Origin of the sequence: Micromonospora sp. HK10 (assembly GCF_000982955.1) — a bacterium.
In the GTDB taxonomy this organism is placed as follows: Bacteria; Actinomycetota; Actinomycetes; order Mycobacteriales; family Micromonosporaceae; genus Micromonospora.
Map to the genome: position 1 here is coordinate 1 of NZ_KQ058858.1, position 20490 is coordinate 20490.

Annotated in this window: 15 protein-coding genes and 1 pseudogene; 13 read left to right on the forward strand and 3 right to left on the reverse strand. The window is 73.3% G+C overall.

The genetic code is table 11. The features are described 5' to 3' along the window. Positions 1-82 precede the first annotated feature (82 nt). Positions 83-1113, reverse strand: a pseudogene (locus LQ51_RS22470) (glutathione S-transferase family protein); the annotation flags it as partial. Between the two features lie 107 nt (positions 1114-1220). Here LQ51_RS22470 and pcaF point away from each other — a divergent pair. The 5 genes from pcaF (at position 1221) to LQ51_RS22495 (ending at position 8181) form a co-directional block, all read left to right on the forward strand. Next, positions 1221-2426, forward strand: coding sequence for a 3-oxoadipyl-CoA thiolase (gene pcaF / locus LQ51_RS22475; RefSeq protein ID WP_046568821.1), 1206 nt, complete (start codon positions 1221-1223; stop codon positions 2424-2426). A 212-nt stretch (positions 2427-2638) separates the two neighbouring features. Continuing rightward, positions 2639-3457: an SAM-dependent methyltransferase gene (locus tag LQ51_RS22480; protein WP_046568853.1), complete on the forward strand. Its 819-nt coding sequence runs from the start codon at positions 2639-2641 to the stop codon at positions 3455-3457. A 6-nt stretch (positions 3458-3463) separates the two neighbouring features. Next, entirely contained in the window at positions 3464-5614 is a 2151-nt protein-coding gene (locus LQ51_RS22485) for a putative bifunctional diguanylate cyclase/phosphodiesterase (RefSeq protein WP_046568823.1), read from the forward strand. Positions 5615-5716: 102 nt separating this feature from the next. Beyond that, positions 5717-6217, forward strand: coding sequence for a DUF456 domain-containing protein (locus LQ51_RS22490; RefSeq protein WP_046568854.1), 501 nt, complete (start codon positions 5717-5719; stop codon positions 6215-6217). 374 nt (positions 6218-6591) lie between these two features. Next, positions 6592-8181: an amino acid permease gene (locus tag LQ51_RS22495; protein WP_046568825.1), complete on the forward strand. Its 1590-nt coding sequence runs from the start codon at positions 6592-6594 to the stop codon at positions 8179-8181. A gap of 119 nt (positions 8182-8300) precedes the next feature. On the opposite strand, the gene LQ51_RS22500 is transcribed toward LQ51_RS22495, so the two are convergent. Further along, complete coding sequence (locus tag LQ51_RS22500; RefSeq protein ID WP_046568826.1) at positions 8301-8681, reverse strand: hypothetical protein; 381 nt, start codon at positions 8679-8681, stop codon at positions 8301-8303. 151 nt (positions 8682-8832) lie between these two features. Here LQ51_RS22500 and LQ51_RS22505 point away from each other — a divergent pair, with 151 nt between their 5' ends. From LQ51_RS22505 to LQ51_RS22530, 6 genes are all read left to right on the forward strand, one after another. Beyond that, on the forward strand, positions 8833-10197 hold the full coding sequence (locus LQ51_RS22505; RefSeq protein WP_046568828.1) for a glutamine synthetase family protein: 1365 nt from the start codon (positions 8833-8835) through the stop codon (positions 10195-10197). Between the two features lie 58 nt (positions 10198-10255). Continuing rightward, positions 10256-11602: an aldehyde dehydrogenase family protein gene (locus tag LQ51_RS22510; protein ID WP_046568829.1), complete on the forward strand. Its 1347-nt coding sequence runs from the start codon at positions 10256-10258 to the stop codon at positions 11600-11602. Between the two features lie 5 nt (positions 11603-11607). After that, positions 11608-12375, forward strand: coding sequence for a 3-oxoacyl-ACP reductase (locus LQ51_RS22515; RefSeq protein WP_046568856.1), 768 nt, complete (start codon positions 11608-11610; stop codon positions 12373-12375). A 129-nt stretch (positions 12376-12504) separates the two neighbouring features. After that, the gene (locus tag LQ51_RS22520) at positions 12505-13209 is read left to right on the forward strand and encodes a gamma-glutamyl-gamma-aminobutyrate hydrolase family protein (RefSeq protein ID WP_046568831.1); all 705 of its coding nucleotides are present in this window, start codon (positions 12505-12507) and stop codon (positions 13207-13209) included. 256 nt (positions 13210-13465) lie between these two features. Continuing rightward, a complete protein-coding gene (locus LQ51_RS22525) occupies positions 13466-17134 on the forward strand; it encodes a SpoIIE family protein phosphatase (RefSeq protein ID WP_046568832.1) in 3669 nt (1222 codons plus the stop codon). 65 nt (positions 17135-17199) lie between these two features. Further along, complete coding sequence (locus tag LQ51_RS22530) at positions 17200-18447, forward strand: FUSC family protein (protein ID WP_082159590.1); 1248 nt, start codon at positions 17200-17202, stop codon at positions 18445-18447. A 24-nt stretch (positions 18448-18471) separates the two neighbouring features. On the opposite strand, the gene LQ51_RS22535 is transcribed toward LQ51_RS22530, so the two are convergent. Beyond that, positions 18472-18786 carry an STAS domain-containing protein gene (locus LQ51_RS22535; protein ID WP_046568834.1) on the reverse strand — a complete coding sequence of 105 codons (315 nt, stop codon included), beginning with the start codon at positions 18784-18786 and terminating at the stop codon, positions 18472-18474. A 95-nt stretch (positions 18787-18881) separates the two neighbouring features. Between LQ51_RS22535 and map the strand changes: the two genes are divergently transcribed. Then, positions 18882-19739 carry a type I methionyl aminopeptidase gene (gene map, locus LQ51_RS22540; protein ID WP_046568835.1) on the forward strand — a complete coding sequence of 286 codons (858 nt, stop codon included), beginning with the start codon at positions 18882-18884 and terminating at the stop codon, positions 19737-19739. Continuing rightward, positions 19736-20452, forward strand: a complete 717-nt coding sequence (locus LQ51_RS22545) for a VIT1/CCC1 transporter family protein (protein WP_046568837.1) — start codon at positions 19736-19738, stop codon at positions 20450-20452. The genes map and LQ51_RS22545 overlap by 4 nt, the downstream gene beginning before the upstream one ends. Positions 20453-20490: the final 38 nt, after the last annotated feature.

Consider the following 20490-nt stretch of genomic DNA (forward strand, 5'->3'; position numbering starts at 1 on the left):
GGGGGTGCGGGAGGTTGGGAGGGGCGGACGGGGGGTGCGGGAGGTTGGGAGGGGCGGACGGGGGTGCGGGAGGTTGGGAGGGGCGGACGGGGGTGCGGGAGGGCTGGGCGGGACGGATGGGGGGTGCGGGAGGGTCGGGAGCGGGGATCAGTCGCGCCCGTGCGGCGTGGTCCAGCCGGACAGGTGCGGACCGAGCGGCACGATCCGGCTCGGGTTGATCATCTCGTGGGTGGCGTAGTAGTGCCGCTTGATGTGGTCGAAGTCCACCGTCTCGCCGAAGCCCGGGGTCTGGAACAGGTCGCGGGCGTACGCCCACAGCACCGGCATCTCGGTGAGCTTCTGCCGGTTGCACTTGAAGTGCCCGTGGTACGCCACGTCGAAGCGGACCAGCGTGGTGAAGAGCCGCACGTCCGCCTCGGTGATCTGCTCGCCCATCAGGTAGCGCCGGCCGGCCAGCCGCTCCGACAACGCGTCCAGCCGGGCGAAGAGCGCCGTGTAGGCCTCGTCGTACGCCTCCTGTGAGGTGGCGAAGCCGCAGCGGTAGACGCCGTTGTTCACGTCGCGGTGGATGTCGGCCATGAGCGTGTCGAGCTCCGGGCGCAGCTCGACCGGGTAGAGGTCCGGCGCGCCCGGCTTGTGGAAGCGTCGCCACTCGGTGGAGAAATCCAGCGTGAGCTGCGGGTAGTCATTGGTGACGACCTGCCCGGTCAGCGTGTCCACCAGCGCGGGCACCGTCACCCGGCCGGTGTAGTCGGCGTCGGTGGCCAGGTATGCGTCGCTGAGGAAGCCGATGCCCAGCACCGGGTCGAAGCCGTCCTGGTCGAGGCTGAACCGCCAGCCCCGCTCGTCCCGGATCGGGTCGACGGTGCCCAGCGAGATCACCTCGTCCAGGCCGAGCAGGCCGCGCACGATCCGGGCCCGGTGCGCCCACGGGCAGGCCCGGCACCAGATCAACCGGTACCGGCCCGCCTCCAGCGGCCAGCGGCCCTGGTCGTCGGGGCCGCCGCCCTCCGGCGAGGTGGAGTGCGGGGTGACCCGACCGGTGAACCGGTTGGGCTGGCGGACGAAGGCGCCGCTGCCGGCGGTCTCTGCGCTGAACTGGGCCCGGGCCATGCCGTCAACCTATCCGTTCCAGGCGCGGATATCCTGGCGCCGGGTGCCCCCGTGACCCGGCGGGCGACCCACCGCCAGCCCCTTCCACCCCCGAAGGACGCCGCACCATGACCGTGGCATATCTCGTCGCCGGAGTCCGCACCCCGATCGGCCGGTACGCCGGCGCCCTCGCCGGGGTACGCCCCGACGACCTGGCCGCCCACGTGATCCGCGAGCTGGTCGCCCGCCACCCGTCGGTCGACTGGGCCCGTACCGACGACGTGATCCTGGGCTGCGCCAACCAGGCCGGCGAGGACAACCGGAACGTCGCCCGGATGGCGGCCCTGCTCGGCGGGCTGCCCGCGGAGGTCCCGGGCAGCACGGTCAACCGGCTCTGCGGCTCCGGCCTGGACGCCCTGGCCACCGCCGCCCGGTCGATCGTGGCGGGCGAGGCCGACCTGGTCGTGGCCGGCGGGGTGGAGAGCATGAGCCGGGCGCCCTTCGTCATGCCGAAGGCCACCACCGCGTTCGCCCGCACCGCCGAGGTGTACGACACCACCATCGGCTGGCGGCTGGTCAACCCGCTGATGAAGAAGCAGTGGGGCATCGACTCGATGCCGGAGACCGCGGAGAACGTGGCGGCCGACTTCGACGTCGACCGGGCCGCGCAGGACGCGTTCGCCCTCCGCTCCCAGCAGCGGGCCGCGAAGGCGCAGGCCGACGGGCGGCTGGCCGAGGAGATCGTGCCGGTCAGCGTGCCGGCCGGCAAGCGGGAGACGAAGCTGGTCGAGGTCGACGAACACCCGCGGGAGACCTCGCTGGAGAAGCTCGCCGCGCTGCCCACCCCGTTCCGCGACGGTGGCACGGTGACCGCCGGCAACTCCTCCGGCGTCAACGACGGCGCGGTGGCGCTGCTGGTCGCCTCCGCGGCCGCCGTCGACCGGTACGGCCTCACCCCGCTGGCCCGGGTGAGCGGGGCGGCGGCGGCCGGCGTACCGCCGCGGATCATGGGCATCGGGCCGGTGCCGGCCACCCGCAAGCTGCTCGACCGGCGGGGCGTGGCGCTCGCCGACGTCGACGTGATCGAGCTGAATGAGGCGTTCGCCGCCCAGTCCGTGGCGGTGCTGCGCGAGTTGGGGCTGCCGGAGGACGCCGAGCACGTCAACCCGAACGGTGGGGCAATCGCCCTCGGCCACCCGCTGGGCGCCAGCGGCGCCCGGTTGGCCCTCACCGCGGCCCTGGAGCTGCGCCGCCGCGGCGGCCGTCGGGCGCTGGCCACCATGTGCATCGGCGTCGGTCAGGGCATCGCGCTGCTCCTCGAGGCCGCCGACTGAGCAGGTCCGCCTAGCGGGTCCCGGACCGTTCGCCGCCATCCGTGGACGCAACTGTCCGGGATCCGGCTCGGCCGGCAAGCCGATCGCCAGAAGTGGATCTCCCGTAGCTGGGAACGCGCGCATAGAGTGGTGTGGAACACACGATCACACGAGCGCGCGGGTCGGTCCCGGGGGTGGCCGGCGGGCGCGGCGACGACCTGGGGGACCGAGCGATGCAGACGCCGGACGGACTTCCCACCGAGATCGACCTCAGCCGCCCCAGCGCGGCCCGGGTCTACGACTACTTCCTCGGTGGCGCGCACAACTTCGAGATCGACCGGCAACTCGCCGAGCAGATCGCGGCCATGACCCCGAACCTGGCCGCCACCATGCGCTCCGGCCGGGAGTTCCTGCGCCGGGCCGTACGGGTGCTGCTCGACGCCGGCATCGACCAGTTCCTCGACATCGGCTCGGGCATCCCCACCGTGGGCAACGTGCACGAGGTCGCCCAGGCCGCCAACCCCGCGGCCCGGATCGTCTACGTCGACATCGACCCGGTCGCCGTGGCGCACAGCCGCGAACTGCTCGCCGGCAACGACGGCGCCATCGCCCTCCACGGTGACCTGCGCGAGCCGAAGCTGATCCTGGACCAGGCCCGGGCCAGCGGCCTGATCGACTTCGACCGGCCGCTGGGCATCCTGCTCGCCGGGGTGGTGCACTTCATCCCCGACCAGGACCGGCCCGCCGACATCCTGGCCACCCTCCGCTCCGCCGCCGCCCCGGGCAGCTTCCTGGTCATCTCCCACTCGACCTTCGAGGACCAGCCGCAGGAGATGCTCGACGCGCAGCGGCTCTCGGCGCGTACCGCCACCGAGATCACGCTCCGCTCCCGTGCCGAGATCACCGGCTTCTTCGGCGACTGGACCCTGCTCGAACCCGGCATCGTGCACATGCCGCTGTGGCGGCCCGACTCGCCGTCCGACGTGGACGACCACCCCGAGCGGTTCGGGGCGTTCGGCGGCGTCGCCCGGTACGACCGGGCTGCCGGCTGAGCCGACATGCGCGCCCCGGACCCCGAAGGGGGCGGGTTCAGCCGGCCGGGCGCCCAGGCGTACGCCGCCGAATGGGCCCGGGCCGTGCGCCGCATCGCCTTCGTGCCGCTCAGCGCCGCCGAGACCGAGCGGCTGCTGCTGGTGCACACGGTACGGCTGGGCCAGGCGCTGGCCGCCCCGACGTTCTCCGCCGACGCGGCCGAGGACGTCGGGCGGGCCCTGGTGGAGGCGCACCTCACCGAGCCGGCTGTGCTCGACTGGTCGGTCCGGGCGCTCGCCGACCGGTTCCTGGCCTGGGTGCTGCCCGTCCAGGCGGACCTGTCCGAGGCGCGCGAGCGGATCGCCGCCCTGCAGGGGGCGCTGGCGGCCGGCTTCGCCCGGGCCCTGCGCGACCGGACGTTCAGCCAGCAGGAGCGGATCGCCCGGTCGGCGTGGCAGGCCCGGGACGCCGTCGAGCAGGCGCTGCGGGACAGCGAGGCCCGGTTCCGGGCGGTCTTCACCGGGGCGGCGATCGGGATCGGCATCGCGGGCGTCGACGGCACCATCATCGACGTCAACCAGTCGTTCGCCGACATGCTCGGCTACCGCATCGACGAGCTGCGTGAGATCAACGTGGCGGCGCTGTTCCACGCCGACGACGCGGCCGGCCTGTGGGAGCTGTACCAGGAGCTGATCGAGGGCAAGCACGACAGCGTCCGGGTGGAGAAGCGCTATCACCGCAAGGACGGCAGCGTGGTCTGGACCGACCTCGCCGTGTCGCTGATCCGGCACGACGACGGCCGCCCCCGGTTCACCGTGGCGATGATCGAGGACATCACCCAGCGGTACGAGCTCCAGCAGCGGCTGCGTTTCCAGGCCCTCCACGACCCGCTGACCGGGTTGCCGAACCGTACGCTGTTCTTCGAGACGCTCGCGGCGGTCTTCGCGGGCGCCGGGCCGGAGCAGCGGGTGGGGCTCTGCTTCATCGACCTGGACGGCTTCAAGGCGATCAACGACAGCCTCGGCCACGACCTCGGCGACCGGCTGCTCAAGGTGGTCGCCCGGCGGCTGGCCGACTGCGTGGCCGGCCGGGGTCACCTGGTGGCCCGGATGGGCGGTGACGAGTTCGTCGTGCTGGTCGACTCCGACGGTGGCCTCGACGACGCGGTGGAGGTGGCCGAGTTGGCGCTGGCCGCCGTCTCCGCCCCGATGCACGTCGGGGACCAGCAGCTCGCCGTGTCGGCCAGCATCGGCATCGTGGAGTGCCCGGCCGCGGAGACCAGCGCCTCGGAGCTGATGAAGGCCGCCGACACCACCCTCTACTGGGCGAAGGCCGAAGGGCGGGGCCGCTGGGCCGTCTACGACCCGGAACGCAGCGCCGCCGACATCGCCCGCTCCGCCCTGGCGGCGGGGCTGCCGGCCGCGCTGGACCGGGGCGAGTTCGTGGTGCACTACCAGCCCATCGTGTCCCTGCTCGACCGGTCGCTGGTGGCGGTGGAGGCGCTGGTCCGCTGGCAGCACCCCGAGCTGGGGTTGATCGGCCCGGACCGGTTCATCGGGCTGGCCGAGGAGACCGGGCTGATCGTCCAGCTCGGCGCGTGGGTGCTCAAGCAGGCCTGCCGGGACGCGGAGAGCTGGCACCGGGCGTACCCGCGGACCCGGGTGATCGTGAGCGTCAACCTGGCCGCCCGGCAGGCCGACGATCCGGCGATCGTGGAGACGGTCGCGGAGGCTCTGCAGCACACCGGCCTCCCCGCCGAGCTGCTGCAACTGGAGCTGACCGAGAGCGCCGTCATGGGCACCGCCGGGGAGCCGCTGCGCGCCCTGCGCTGCCTCGCCGACCTCGGGATACGGCTGGCCATCGACGACTTCGGCACCGGGTACTCGAACCTGGCGTACCTGCGGCGGCTGCCGATCCACTGCCTGAAGCTGGCCGGCCCGTTCGTCGAGGGGATCCGGGCCGACGGCGCCGACGACGCCGCCGACCACCGGGACGAGCGGATCGTCGACGCGCTGGTCCGGTTGGCGCACGCGCTGGAACTGTGGGTCACCGCCGAGGCGGTGGAGACCGAGGCGCAGGCCGAGCGGCTGCGGGCGTTGCGCTGTGACACCGGCCAGGGCCGCTGGTTCGGCGTCCCGGTGCCCGCCGACCACATCCGCGCCCGGCTGGCGGGGTAAGGAAGGAGCCGGCTCAACGCTTCGGTGGCGGCGGCCCGCCCGATCGACCGGTCCGGTCGACCGGCGTCCCGCGCACCGGTGGAGAGGGGGGTGACGAGCACGGTGAGTGTGACCGACACGCAGGCGGTGGCCTCGGTGGTGGCCGCGCTGGCGATCCTGGCCGGGCTGGCCGGGGTGGTGGTGCCCGGGCTGCCGGCGCTGCCGCTGTGCTGGGGCGGAGTGCTGGTGTGGGCGCTGTTCAGCGACGCCGGCCCGGCCCGTTGGGCGGTGCTGGCCGCCGCCACGGTGGTCGCCGCCGGCGGCACCGTGGTGAAGTACCTCTGGCCGGGGCGGAACCTGAAACGCACCGGGGTGCCCACGTCGTCCCTGCTGGCCGGCGGCCTGCTCGGGCTGGTCGGGTTCTTCGTGATCCCGGTGGTCGGCCTGCCGATCGGCTTCGTGGGCGGGATCTGGGGCGCCGAACGGCTGCGGCTGGGCAGCCACCAGCTCGCCTGGCCGGCCACCATGCAGGCGCTCAAGGCGGCCGGGCTGTCCATGCTGGTCGAGTTCTTCGCCGGCCTGGTCATCGCGGCGCTCTGGGTGGTCGGGCTGCTGTTCGCCTGACCGGGTCGGGGCGGCGCCCCGCCGGCGCGGCTACGCCGGGCCGGTCGACGTCGCCGTGCCGGGCCTGGTGTGCGCGATCGACGGGTGGGGAGCGACGGCGCGGGCGTCCGGGGGTACGGCGAAACCGCGGTACCTGAGTGAGAGAGAGGTGGACGCCCCGCGCCGCCGCGGACCGGGCGGTGCCGAGCGCCCGGTGGAGGCCCGTCGCGATCGGGCCTGGTCACAGGCTCAAGGATGCGCCGGACCGGGCCGTGGCGGCAACGCAATTTGCCCTGGCGGCGGGAGGATCCCCACCGGTGACGTATTGACCGGCCTGATCACCCGGCTCACACTGCGAGCACTCGTACCGGGGATCCACCTCCAGGAGGTGTGCAGTGGCCACGACGCCCGCGCCGACCGCCGAGCAACCGATGGACGACGACGCCCGACGGCTCGCCGAACTCGGCTACAAGCAGGAGCTGCACCGCAAGTGGAGCGGCTTCTCCAACTTCGCCATCTCGTTCTCGATCATCTCGATCCTGGCCGGCTGCTTCACCACCTTCGGCCAGGCGTGGAACAACGGCGGCCCGGTCGCGGTCTCCTGGGGCTGGCCCTTGATCTCCCTGTTCATCCTGATCATCGGTTTCTGCATGGCCGAGCTGGTGTCGGCGTACCCGACGGCCGGCGGCATCTACTGGTGGGCGGCCACCATGGGCCGGCCCGTGCACGGCTGGTTCACCGGCTGGCTCAACCTGATCGGCCTGGTCGCGGTGACCGCCTCGGTCGACTACGGCTGCGCCACCTTCCTCAACCTGACCCTCTCCGCGCTCTTCGACGGGTGGGCCGGCACCGCGCACCAGACGTTCGGGCTGTTCGTGGTGATCCTGGCCCTGCACGGGCTGATCAACATCTACGGGCACCGCGTCATCGACGTACTCCAGAACGTCTCGGTCTGGTGGCACGTGGCCGGCGCGGCCGCCGTGGTGCTGATCCTGCTCCTGGTCCCCGACCGGCACCAGAGCTTCCAGTTCGTCTTCACCGAGCGGTTCAACAACTCCGGCTTCGGCGACGGCGACACCGGCGGGCTGACCTTCTGGTTCTACGTGCTGCCGCTGGGCTTCCTGCTCACCCAGTACACGATCACCGGCTTCGACGCCTGCGCGCACGTCTCCGAGGAGACCCGGGGCGCCTCGAAGGCCGCCGCGCAAGGGCTGTGGCGGTCGATCTTCTATTCGGCGGTGGGCGGCTGGATCCTGCTGCTGGCCTTCCTCTTCGCGGCCACCGACGTGGACGCGATCAACGAGGCCGGCGGCTTCTCCGGCGCGATCTTCGAGACCGCGCTGACGCCGTTCTTCTTCAAGGCCGTCATCATCATCTCCACCATCGGCCAGTTCTTCTGCGGGATGAGCTGCGTGACCTCGATGTCCCGGATGGCGTACGCGTTCAGCCGGGACCGGGCGGTGCCGGGCTGGCGGCTCTGGTCCCGGGTGGACCGCAACGGCACCCCGGTCAACGCGATCATCGGGGCGACCCTGGCCGGGCTGGTGCTCACCCTGCCCGCGCTCTACCAGAAGGCCGGCATCCCGGTCGCCTTCTACGCGGTGGTGTCGGTGGCGGTGATCGGGCTCTACCTCTCCTTCCTCATCCCGATCTTCCTGCGGCTGCGGATGGGCGACCGGTTCGTCGCCGGCCCGTGGACGCTGGGGCGCCGGTACCGGCTGCTCGGCTGGATCGCGGTGCTCGAGATCGCGATCATCTCGATCTACTTCGTGCTGCCCATCGTGCCGGGTGGCGTGCCGGGAAACGCCGACTTCACCTGGACGGCGGTGAACTACGCGCCGCTCGCCGTCGGCGGGGTGCTGCTCGGCGTGGCGGTCTGGTGGTACGCCTCGGCGCGGAAGTGGTTCGTCGGCCCCCGCCGTACCGTCGATGTGCCGGGGCCGCGACCGGCCGCGGACGCCGCGCCGGCCGACGAGCCGGCCTGACCCGTGCCCGCCGCCGGCTCACCACCTCGCGGGGCCGGCGGCGGGCGGCGCGTCCGGCGGTCGCCGGAGGCGTGATCGACGCTGGCCGTCGGGCCCGCCGGATGCGGGGGCACGGGCGGTCAGCCGGGCATCCGCACCCAGCGGGCGGCTGCCTCGAAGGTGTCCGTCGGGGTGGTGTTGAAGGCGATCGCGGCCCCGGGCGCATGCCGGTGGACCAGGTTGACCACGCGTTCGAACAGGTCCAGCTGATTGCGGACACCCCCGCCGATGACGACGCACTCCCAGGGGTGCGCCCGGAGCGCGGCGGTGACGACGGCCGGTATGTCGTCGCTGCCGTCGAGACCGACCAGGCAGAATTCGGCCGCCACGCCGTGTTCCGTGAAGCGGCGCCGGCCGGCTTCGATGCCGTCTGCCACCGGCTTGGGGTCCCAGGGCCCGGGCACCCGGTACGGATCCAGTCCGAGCACGAGCACCCGAGGTGTGCGGGCCGGTGTGTCCATCGGTCAAGACTAGGCCGCGGCAGGCCGCAAGTGCGCGATCGATGGACGGCGCGGCTGCGGCTCCCGGCCGATCGCGTTTGCGACGGTGGCCGCAGGGGGCATTGACGGTGATCCGGTTCTGCCAGTAGACCTTGGTGATGGAGGCGCGCCGATGACAAGAGCCCCGCTCACGCTGGAACAGTTGCGCGTCGCCGTCGCCGAGGGCGATATCGACACGGTGGTGCTCGCCCTCACCGACATGCAGGGGCGCCTGCAGGGCAAACGGTTCCACGCCCCGTACTTCCTCGACCAGGTGGTCGGGCACGGCAGCGAGGGCTGCAACTACCTGCTCGCCGTGGACGTCGACATGAACACCGTCGACGGGTACGCGATGTCGAGCTGGGAGCGGGGCTACGGCGACTTCGCCATGAAACCCGACCTGGACACGCTGCGCCGGGTGCCGTGGCAGCCGGGTAGCGCCCTGCTCCTGGCGGACCTGGAGTGGCTGGACGGCTCCGGCCCGGTCGTCGCCTCGCCCCGGCAGATCCTGCGCCGCCAGCTCGACCGGCTGGCCGCGCACGGGCTGACCGCGTACGCCGGCACCGAGCTGGAGTTCGTGCTCTACCGCGACTCGTACGAGGAGGCGTGGCGGCGCGGCTACCGCGACCTGACCCCGGCCAACCAGTACAACGTGGACTACTCGCTGCTCGGCACCGCCCGGGTCGAGCCGCTGCTGCGCCGGATCCGCCGGGAGATGGCCGGCGCGGGACTGACCCCGGAGAGCGCCAAGGGCGAGTGCAACCTCGGCCAGCACGAGATCGCCTTCCGCTACGACGAGGCGGTGCGCTGCGCCGACCACCACGTGATCTACAAGAACGGGGCGAAGGAGATCGCCGCCCAGGAGGGCATGTCGATCACGTTCATGGCCAAGCCGAACGAGCGGGAGGGCAACTCCTGCCACATCCACTTCTCGCTGCGCGACGCCGCCGGCTCGTCCGCGATGCTGGGCGACGGGCCGGCGCAGCTGAGCGTGACCGGGCAGCGGGTGCTGGCCGGGCTGCTCGCCACCATGCGGGAGTTCAGCATCCTGTTCGCACCGAACATCAACTCCTACAAGCGGTACCAGCCGGGCTCGTTCGCCCCGACGGCGCTGCGCTGGGGCACCGACAACCGCACCTGCGCGCTGCGGCTGGTCGGCCACGGCCAGGGGATGCGGGTGGAGAACCGGGTGCCCGGGGCGGACGTCAACCCGTACCTGGCGATCGCCGCGCTGGTGGCCGGGGCGGTGCACGGCATCGAGCAGGAGTTGGAGCCGGGCGACGAGTGCACCGGCAACGCCTACGACGACGCCGACGCCCAGCGGGTCCCCGGCACGCTCCGTGACGCTCTCGCCCTCTGGCAGGACTCGGCGGTGGCCCGGGACGCCTTCGGCGAGGAGGTCGTCGCGCACTACGCCAACCAGGCCCGGGTGGAGCTCGCCGCCTTCGACGCCGCGGTCACCGACTGGGAGCTCACCCGTGGCTTCGAACGCCTCTGACCCATCCCCGCAGCCTCCCGCCGCTGCATCGACCACAGGGGGAGCGGGGTCGGGTGAGGTGTGGAATCCGGCCACCGGGGAGGTGCTCGCACGGGTCGCCGGGACGTCCGCTGGTGAGGTGGATGAAGCGATCGGGCGGGCCGGGCGGGCCTTCGAGTCGTGGCGGCGGGTGGCGCCGGGGGACCGGGCCCGGCTGCTGCGGCGCTTCGCCGCCGCCGTGGACGCGCACCGGGAGGAGCTGGCGCTGCTGGAGGTGCGCAACGCCGGGCACACCATCGGCAACGCGCGCTGGGAGGCGGGCAACGTCCGCGACGTGCTCGACTACTACGCGGGCGCGCCGGAGCGGCTGACCGGCCGGCAGATCCCGGTGCCCGGCGGGCTCGACGTCACCTTCCACGAGCCGCTCGGCGTGGTCGGGGTGATCGTGCCGTGGAACTTCCCGATGCCGATCGCCGGCTGGGGGTTCGCCCCGGCCCTCGCGGCCGGCAACACCGTCGTGCTCAAACCGGCCGAGCTGACCCCGCTGACCGCGCTGCGCCTGGCCGAGCTGGCCCTGGAGGCCGGCCTGCCGGAGGGCGTGTTCACCGTCCTGCCCGGGCCGGGCAGCGTGGTGGGCGAGCGCTTCGTCACCCACCCGGCGGTGCGCAAGGTCTGCTTCACCGGCTCCACCGAAGTCGGTACCCGGATCATGGCCGGCTGCGCCGCGCAGGTGAAGCGGGTGACCCTCGAACTGGGCGGCAAGTCGGCGAACCTGGTCTTCGCCGACGCCGACCTGGAGCGGGCGGCGGCCACCGCGCCGTACGCGGTCTTCGACAACGCCGGCCAGGACTGCTGCGCCCGGTCCCGGATCCTGGCCCAGCGCCCGGTGTACGACCGCTTCCTGGAACTGCTCGAACCGGCCGTGCGGGCGTTCCGGGTCGAGGACCCGGCCGCCGAGACCGCCGAGATGGGCCCGCTGATCTCCGCCGGGCACCGGGACCGGGTCGCCGGGTACGTCGACGGGGCGACGGTGGCCTTCACCGGCACCCGCCCGGACGGCCCCGGCTTCTGGTACGCGCCGACGGTGCTGCTCGCCGACTCCCCGGTGGACCGGCACTGGCGGGAGGAGATCTTCGGCCCGGTGGTCTCGGTGCTGCCGTTCGACGACGAGGCCGACGCGATCCGGCTGGCCAACGACACCGAGTACGGCCTCTCCGGCTCGATCTGGACCCGGGACGTGGGCCGGGCGGTCCGGGTGGCCCGGGCGGTCGAGGCCGGCAACCTCAGCGTCAACTCGCACTCCTCGGTGCGCTACTGGACCCCGTTCGGCGGGATGAAGCGCTCCGGCCTCGGCCGGGAGCTCGGTCCGGACGCGTTGCACGCGTTCACCGACGTCAAGAACGTGTTCATCAGCACGGAGGAGTGAGCAGAGTGCAGGGTCGACTGACGGACCGGGTAGCGGTGGTGACCGGCGCGGGCAGCGGGATCGGGCTGGCCACCGTGCGCCGCTTCGCCGCCGAAGGGGCGCGGGTGGTCTGCGTGGACATCGACGCCGACGCCGGCGCCCGGGCGGCCGACGAGGTCGGCGGCGAGTTCGTCGCCGTCGACGTGTCCGACGAGGCGGCGGTGCGGGACCTCTTCGACGGGGTGGCGCGCCGGCACGGCCGGGTGGACGTGGCGTTCAACAACGCCGGCATCTCGCCGCCGGACGACGACTCCATCCTGGAGACCGGGCTGGACGCCTGGGAGCGGGTGCTGCGGGTCAACACCACGAGCGTCTACCTGTGCTGCAAGTACGCCATCCCGCACATGCGCCGGCAGGGCAAGGGCTCGATCATCAACACCGCCTCGTTCGTGGCGTTGATGGGCGCGGCCACCTCGCAGATCGCGTACACCGCCAGCAAGGGCGGGGTGCTGGCGATGACCCGGGAGCTGGGTGTGCAGTTCGCCCGGGAGGGCATCCGGGTCAACGCGCTCTGCCCCGGCCCGGTCGCCACCCCGCTGCTGCTGGAGCTGTTCGCGAAGGACCCGGAGCGGGCCGCCCGCCGCCTGGTGCACGTGCCGATGGGCCGGTTCGGCAACCCCGAGGAGATCGCCGCCGCGGTCGCCTTCCTGGCCAGCGACGACGCCTCGTTCATGACCGCCGCGCAGTTCGTGGTCGACGGCGGGATCACCGGCGCCTACGTGACCCCCCTGTGAGGGCCGGCCCGGTGAGCGCGAGGAGTGAGCCGGGGTTGCGAGCCCCGCGGTCGCGAACGGTTTCAGCCCGGTGAGCGCGAGGAGTGAGCCGGAGTTGCGAGCCCCGCGGTCGCGAACGGTTTCGGCACGGTGAGCCGGCCGCTGATCGGGATCACCGCGTACGCCGAGCCGGCCGGCTGGGCGGTGTGGCGCGACGTGCCGGCGGTGCTGGTGCCCCGGGCGTACGTCCGGGCGGTGACCGCGGCCGGCGGGCGGGCCGTGGTGCTGCCGCCCGACGACACCGACGCCGACGTGCTCCGGGTGCTGGACGGGCTGCTGCTGGCCGGCGGCGCCGACGTCGGCCCGGAGCGGTACGGCTCGCCGCCCGACCCGCGCACCGAGAGCCGGCCGGACCGGGACGCCGGGGAGCTGACCCTGCTGACCGGCGCGCTCGAGGCCGACCTGCCGGTGCTCGGCGTCTGCCGGGGGATGCAGCTGCTCGCGGTCGCGCACGGCGGCGCGCTGCACCAGCACCTGCCCGACGTGCTCGGTCACGACGGCCACCGCCCCGCCCCCGGGGTGTACGGCTCGCACCCGGTCCGGTTCGCCCCGGGCACCTTGGCCGGGCGGGTGATGGCCGGGGTGGACCGGGTCAACTCGTACCACCATCAGGGGGTGGCCGATCCGGGCGGCCTGGTGGTGACCGGGTGGGCCGACGACGGCGTGGTGGAGGCGCTCGAGGATCCGCGGCGGCGCTTCCTGCTCGGGGTGCAGTGGCATCCGGAACACGATCCGGATCCCCGCCCGGTGGCCGCCCTGGTCCGCGCCGCCGGCGGGCGGGACGGTCCGGTGTAGCCGGGATCACACCCGGGGGCCGCGCCGGAGCCGGGCGCGGCCGCCTTCACCGGCTGCCGTCCGGACACCGGCGCTGACGGCCTCGTGTCGGTGTGCCCGCTCGATTCGCCGCCTGGCGGCGGTTGCGCCAGGATGAGGCGGAGGTAATCAGCGCCCCCCGGCCGCCATGCGTTACGTTGCTCGTTCGCCGGGGTAGGAGGCGGGGACGACCGGCGCACCTGCCGGTCGTCGTGAACTGCCCGGATCGGGAGGCTGCATGGGCTCGGCCCAGGGGGGCGGGGACGTCCGTCGTTCGTCCTCGGGGACTGGGGATGCACCGCTACCGGCGCTGCTCGCCGCGGCGTTCGCCGCCGGTGGTGAGATGGGCGAACGGCTAAGCGGCTTCGACTGGTCCACCAGCGCGCTCGGCACCCCGGACACCTGGCCCGCGGCGCTCGGCCACGCGGTCAGCACCATGCTCTCGTCCCGGGCCCAGATCGTGCTCTTCTGGGGCGAGGAGCAGTTGGCCTTCTACAACGACGCCTACCGGCCCACCATCGGGGACAAGCACCCGGCGGTGATCGGCCAGCCCGCCCGGCAGTACTGGGCGGAGACCTGGGACGTGCTCGGACCGCTGCTGGAGGGGGTACGCCGCACCGGCGAGCCGTACCGCGGCGAGAACCACCCGTTCCTGCTCAACCGGCACGGCTTCCTGGAGGACGTCTACTTCGACATCTCGTACGACCCGATCCGGGAGGCCGACGGCAGCGTCAACGGCGTGTTCTGCTTCGTCAACGAGACGACCGGCCGGGTGCTCGGCGAGCGCCGGCTGCGCGCCCTCGCCGAACTGGGCACCGAACTGGCCGACGTGCAGGGCAGCGTGGAGCTGGGCCGGGCGGTCGCCCGGGTGCTCGACGCTCACCGCGCCGACGTGCCGTTCAGCGCCGTCTGGCTGCACGACTCGACGGGTACGCCGGTGCTGGCCGGCTGCGCCGGGATCGGGGCCGGCCCGGTCGCCGGGGGACCGCCCCCGGCGGGCGACGGGTCGACCCCGGACGGGGCGTACTGGGTGTCGGTCGCCGACGTGCTCGGCCAGGTGCCGCCGGACGCCGCCGACCGGGCCCTGGTGCTGCCGCTGGCCGCCACCAACGAGCCGGCCGGGGTGCTGCTGCTCGGGGTGGCCCGCCGGCTGCCCTTCACCGACGACTACCGCGACTTCATCGACCTGGTCGCCGCCCAGGTCTCCCGGGCCGTCGGCAAGCAGCGGGCGTACGAGCAGGAGCGCGCCCGGGCCGCCGAGCTGGCCGCCCTGGACCAGGCCAAGACCAACTTCTTCGCCAACGTCAGCCACGAGTTCCGGACCCCGCTCACCCTGGTCCTCGGCCCGCTGGAGGACCTGCTCGCCGACCCGGCGCTGCCGCCGGCGTACCTCGAGCGGTTGACCATGATGCACCGCAACGCGCTGCGCCTGCTCAAGCTGGTCAACACCGTGCTGGACTTCTCCCGGCTGGAGTCCGGGCGGTTGACCGCCCGCTACCAGCCCACCGACCTGGCCGACTTCACGGCCCGGCTGGCCAGCACCTTCCGCTCGGTCACCGAGCGGGCCGGGCTGCGCCTCGTGGTGGACTGCCCGCCGCTGCCCGCGCCCGTCTACGCGGACCGGGACATGTGGGAGAAGATCGTGCTCAACCTGCTCTCCAACGCCGTGAAGTTCACCTTCGACGGGGAGATCGAGGTCATGGTCCGGGCCCGCGAGGGCGCCGCGGTGCTGACGGTGCGTGACACCGGCGTCGGCATCCCGCCGGAGCAGCTGCCGCAGGTTTTCGAGCGCTTCCACCGGGTGCCCGGCTCCCGCGCCCGCACCTACGAGGGCACCGGCATCGGCCTGGCCCTGGTCCGCGAGCTGGTCGAGATGCACGGCGGCACGGTCCGGGCGGACAGCGTCGTCGACGAGGGCACCACCTTCACCGTGACGATCCCCTTCGGCTACGGCCACCTGCCCGCGGAGCGGGTGTCGGCGCTCGCCCCGGTGCCGTTGCGCGAGCCGGAACAGGCCCGGCTCTACGTCGCCGAGACCACGCTCTGGACCGACGAGGTGAGCCGGCCGTCCGGCCTGCCGGCGGCGACCGGCACCGCGGCGGGCTCGGGCCGGATCCTGGTCGTCGACGACAACGCGGACCTGCGCGAGCACGTCAGCCGGCTGCTCTCACCGGCGTACGAGGTGGTCGCCGTGCCGGACGGGGTGGAGGCGCTGCGGTTGGCCGTCGACGCCCCGTTCGACCTGGTGCTGACCGACGTGATGATGCCCCGGCTGGACGGCTTCGGGCTGGTCACCGCGCTGCGCGCGAACCCGGCCACCCGGCACGTGCCGATCGTGCTGCTCAGCGCCCGGGCCGGCGCGGCCGAGGAGGTCGCCGGGCTGGCGGTCGGCGCGGACGACTACCTCACCAAGCCCTTCTCCAGCCAGGAGCTGATCGCCCGGGTCCGGGCCAACGTGGAGCTGGGCCAGCTCCGCGGGCAGATCATCCGCCGGCTGCGGGCGCTCGCCGACGCCGCCGTGGCGGTCAACACCGCCCGGTCCACCGCCGACGTGATGCAGGTCGCGGCGCGGCACGCGCTCAGCCTGGCCGAGGCCGGCCGGGTGGTGGTCACCGCCACCGGTGCGCGCTACGAGGCGGACGGCGGCGGGGATGTCTCCACCGAGCCGTCGGTAGTGCTGCCACTGACCGGCACCACCGACGAGCAGCTCGGCGAGCTGCGGGTCTGGCGCCGGGAGGGCGGCGGCACCGAACAGGCGGCGCTCACCGAGCTGGCCCGGCTGGTCGGCGTGCGGCTGGAGAACGCCCAGCTCTACGAGGCCGAGCACCGGATCGCCACCACGCTGCAGCACAGCCTGCTGCCGCGTACGCTGCCGCAGCTGCCCGGCGCCGTGGTGGCCAGCCGCTACCTGCCGGGCAGCGCCGACGTCGAGATCGGCGGCGACTGGTACGACGTGATCCGCGCCCCCGACGACGAGCTGGTGCTGGTGATCGGCGACGTGGTCGGCAAGGGCGTCCGGGCCGCCGCCGCGATGGGCCAGCTCCGCAACGCGTTGCGCGCGTACGTGCTGGAGGGCTTCGACCCGGGCGGGGCGCTGACCCGCCTCAACCACCTGGTCTGCTCCACCGAGGGCGGTTCCTTCGCCACCGTGGTCTGCCTCTGGTTCTCGCCGCGCACCGGCCGGCTGCGCTACGCCAGCGCCGGCCACCCGTCGCCGCTGCTGGTCCGGGGCGCCGACGTGACGTTCCTGCACGACCGGGCCCTCGGCCCGCCGATCGGCGCGATCCCCCAGACCGAGTACCGGACCATCGAGGGCGACCTGACGCCCGGCGAGCGGCTGCTGCTCTACACCGACGGCCTGATCGAGGACCGCCGCATCGGCATCGACGCCGGCCTGGACCAGCTCCGGTCGGACGCGACCGCCCGGGCCGGGCACGTGTCCGACCTGGTCGACGCGGTGGTGCGGCGGGTGTCCGGGCGGACCCGGCACGACGACGTGGCGGTGCTGGCGCTGGAGGCGGCCGAGTTGAACCGGTTCAGCCTGCGGCTGCCCGCCGACCCGACCCGGCTCAGCGTGCTGCGCAAGCGGCTGGAGAACTTCCTCGTCGCCCACCAGGTCGGCGAGAACGACCTGTTCGACCTGACCGTCGCGGTCTCCGAGGCGGCCGCGAACGCCATCGAGCACCCGGTGTCCCCGGCGGAGCCGGTGATCGAAGTCGACGTCACCATCGCCGACGGCACGGTGACCGCCACCGTCCGGGACAGCGGCCACTGGCGGGAGTCGAGCGGATCGACCTTCCGGGGCCGGGGGCTGGCGCTGATCCAGGCGCTCGGCGAGCTGACCGTGACCCGGACGGACGCCGGGACCGAGCTGACGCTGCGCCGCCGCCTGACGGACGGGGAGTGAAGCCCCATCCATCGAGGTCTCCGGAAGCGGGCTGGAGAATGGGCTGACATCACTACGATCGCCCCATGAGGCGTGGGCCGTCACGCGGCTCCGGGCGCAGCGACCACGAAGCGGTCGACGCGGCCTGGGCGGCGATGCGTCGCACCGGCGGCGCCCCAGTGCGGGAGCGGCTGCTGCGCCTGAGGTTGAGCGCGCTCCTGGCGGCGCAGTGCGGGGTGGCCGCCGCCGTCGCCTGGTGGGTCGCGAAGGATCTGATCAACAACCCGCAGCCACTGTTCGCGCCGGCCGTCGCGGTCGGCAGCATCGCCAGCTCGGTGAGCCAGCGCCTTCGCCGTACGCTGCTGCTGGTCGTCGGCGTGGCGGTGGGCATCACCCTGGGCGACCTGCTGGTCTCCTGGCTCGGGCGCGGATACGTGCAGGTCGGCGTCATCGTCGCCGTCGCCATCCTCTTCGCGGTCTTTTTCAGCGGCGAGGGTTCGTTCATCACCCAGGTGGGCGGCAGCGCGATGGTGATCGCCGTACTCTTCCCCGCCAGCCCCGATGTCGCGCTGCCGCGCTTCCTGGACGGAGTCGTCGGCGGGACGGTGGGCGTCCTGGTCGCGGTCGTGGTGCTGCCCCTGCACCCGATCCACCGCATCCGGCGGGCCGGCCGGCCGTTGCTCGACAAGACCGCCACCCAGCTGGAGCGGATCGCCGACGCGGCCCGGACACGGGATGCCGACCTGGCCAAGCAGGTCCTTGACACGCTGCGCCAGCTCGACACGTCGGACGTCGAGACCGCGCTGTCGGCCGCCGTCGAGGTCGTGCACATCTCGCCGCTCCGGTGGCACGACCGCAACTCGTTGAACGGCTGGCGGCGCGGCGCCAAGCTGATGCTGCGCTGCCTGCTGCAGAGTCGTGACGTCGCGCTCAAGCTGGAAAGCGCCATCCGGGCCAACGAGCCCGTGCCGCCGTCGCTCGCCGAGGCCGTGCGGTGCCTCGCCGACGCGGTGCGGTACGTCGGAGCGGGCCGGGCACTGCCCGCCGGCCGGCCGTCCCGTTCCCAGCAGGCCGCGTTGTCGGCCCTCAGCCTGGCCCAGGCGGCGCTGACCAGCGGCTTGGGCGTCGACGGCATCAATGTGGCGAAGGACGTCACCATCATCGCGGTGAACACGATCCGGGCCGGTGGGGTGAGCAAACGAGACGCCGAGTCGCTGCGTTGCCGCCTCGCCCCGGACACCGCGGGGGAGCAGGCGGAGCGGTACCGCGGGCCAGATCCTGGACGGCCGGAAGCCGAGCCACCTCTGCCGCCCTCGCGGGAGGGTTCGGACTAGACCGGTCGGCGCCGGCGGGGTGGGTCAGTCGTCGGCCAGCCAGTCCTGCTCGCCGAGCCCGGCGACGTCGAGCACCCGCCGGACCTGACGGGACGGCAGCACGGTCAGCGTGCCGGGGAGCCGCTGCGCCAGCCGGACCACCGCGTGGATGGCGGCCGAATCGAAGAAGGTGACCCCGTGCAGGTCGAGCGTGACGTGCGTGGCCGGCTCACCGAGGACGGTCCGGAGCATGGTGTCGGCGCTGGCCATGTCGACCTCACCCACCACCACGACCCGGAGCCGGTCACCGTCGAGCTCCGCCGTCGCGGAGAAGACGGGCGGTGCGGCCTCTTGATCCACGCAGCAACAATGGCACAGTGGTTGCGGGGCGGCAACAACCCCGCCGGGCCGCCCGTGGCCGGGGTCACCCGGGCCCGCGGCGATAGGCTGGAGCCATGACCGTCCGTGCGCCGCTGACCCCTGGCACGCTCTCCCCGTGGCGAGCGGTCCCCGCCCACATCCCGCGCCCCGAGTACGTGGGCAAGAAGCGCCCGCAGGAGTGGCGCGGCTCGCACGTACAGACGCCGGAGACCATCGAGAAGATGCGGCTCGCGGGCAAGCTCGCCGCCCAGGCCACCCGGCTGGCGGGCGAGCACTGCAAGCCCGGGGTGACCACCGACGAGATCGACAAGGTGGTGCACGAGTTCCTCTGCGACAACGGCGCGTACCCGTCGACGTTGGGCTACAAGGGCTTCCCGAAGTCCTGCTGCACCAGCCTCAACGAGGTGATCTGCCACGGCATCCCGGACTCGACGGTGCTCGAGGACGGCGACATCATCAACGTGGACGTCACCGCGTACCTGAACGGCGTGCACGGGGACACCGACGCGACCTTCTGCGTGGGCGAGGTGAGCGAGGAGGCCCGGCTGCTCGTCGAGCGGACCCACGAGGCCATGATGCGCGGCATCAAGGCGGTCGCCCCGGGCCGGCAGATCAACGTGATCGGGCGGGTCATCGAGTCGTACGCCAAGCGGTTCGGCTACGGCGTGGTCCGCGACTTCACCGGCCACGGCATCGGCGAGTCCTTCCACAGCGGCCTGTACGTGCCGCACTACGACAGCCCGCGCCCCACCGACCTGATGGAGCCGGGCATGACGTTCACCATCGAGCCGATGATCACGTTGGGCACCCACCAGTACGACATGTGGGAGGACGGCTGGACGGTGGTCACCAAGGACCGCCGGTGGACGGCACAGTTCGAGCACACCATCGTCGTGACCGACGACGGCTACGAGATCCTGACCCTGCCGTGACCGAGACCCCGGCGGCGCTGCGCGAGGCGCACCACGCGGACGTGTCGGGCGGCTGGCTGCGGCCGGCCGTGTTCGGCGCGATGGACGGCCTGGTCACCAACATCGCCCTGATCGCCGGTGTGGGCGGCGGCGGGGTATCGCCGCGCAGCGTCGTGCTGACCGGCACCGCCGGCCTGGTCGCCGGCGCCATCTCGATGGGCCTGGGCGAGTACACCAGCGTCCGGTCGGCCAACGAGCAGGTGGCCGCCGAGGTGGCCAAGGAGCGGCGCGAGCTGGAACGCCACCCGGAGGCCGAGGCCCGCGAGTTGGCCGACGCCTGGGTGGCCCGCGGCCTGCCCCGGGATCTCGCCACCCAGGTAGCCGAGGCGGTCCGGCGCAACCCGGAGGAGGCGCTGCGGGTGCACGTCCGGGAGGAGTTGGGCGTCGACCCGGACGAGCAGCCCAGCCCGTGGGCGGCGGCGATCTCGTCGTTCCTCTGCTTCTCCATCGGGGCCCTGGTGCCCCTGCTGAGTTACCTGGTCGGCTTCACCAACCTCTGGCTCGCGCTCGCCATCGGCGGAGTGGGGCTCTTCGTGGCCGGCGCGATCGTCGCCCGCTTCACCAACCGGGCCTGGTGGTCGGGCGGCCTGCGGCAGCTCCTGCTCGGCGCCCTCGCCGCCGGCGCGACCTACCTCGTGGGCACCCTGATCGGCATCCAGGGCGGAATCGGCTGACGCCACACCACCCGGCCGTGCCGGGACCGGTCGGATGA

Coding starts and splice junctions, on each gene's coding strand:
- pcaF (WP_046568821.1), top strand. CDS start 1,221: ATGACCGTGGCATATCTCGTCGCCGGAGTCCGCACCCCGATCGGCCGG.
- LQ51_RS22480 (WP_046568853.1), top strand. CDS start 2,639: ATGCAGACGCCGGACGGACTTCCCACCGAGATCGACCTCAGCCGCCCC.
- LQ51_RS22485 (WP_046568823.1), top strand. CDS start 3,464: ATGCGCGCCCCGGACCCCGAAGGGGGCGGGTTCAGCCGGCCGGGCGCC.
- LQ51_RS22500 (WP_046568826.1), bottom strand. CDS start 8,681: ATGGACACACCGGCCCGCACACCTCGGGTGCTCGTGCTCGGACTGGAT.
- LQ51_RS22505 (WP_046568828.1), top strand. CDS start 8,833: ATGACAAGAGCCCCGCTCACGCTGGAACAGTTGCGCGTCGCCGTCGCC.
- LQ51_RS22525 (WP_046568832.1), top strand. CDS start 13,466: ATGGGCTCGGCCCAGGGGGGCGGGGACGTCCGTCGTTCGTCCTCGGGG.
- LQ51_RS22530 (WP_082159590.1), top strand. CDS start 17,200: ATGAGGCGTGGGCCGTCACGCGGCTCCGGGCGCAGCGACCACGAAGCG.
- map (WP_046568835.1), top strand. CDS start 18,882: ATGACCGTCCGTGCGCCGCTGACCCCTGGCACGCTCTCCCCGTGGCGA.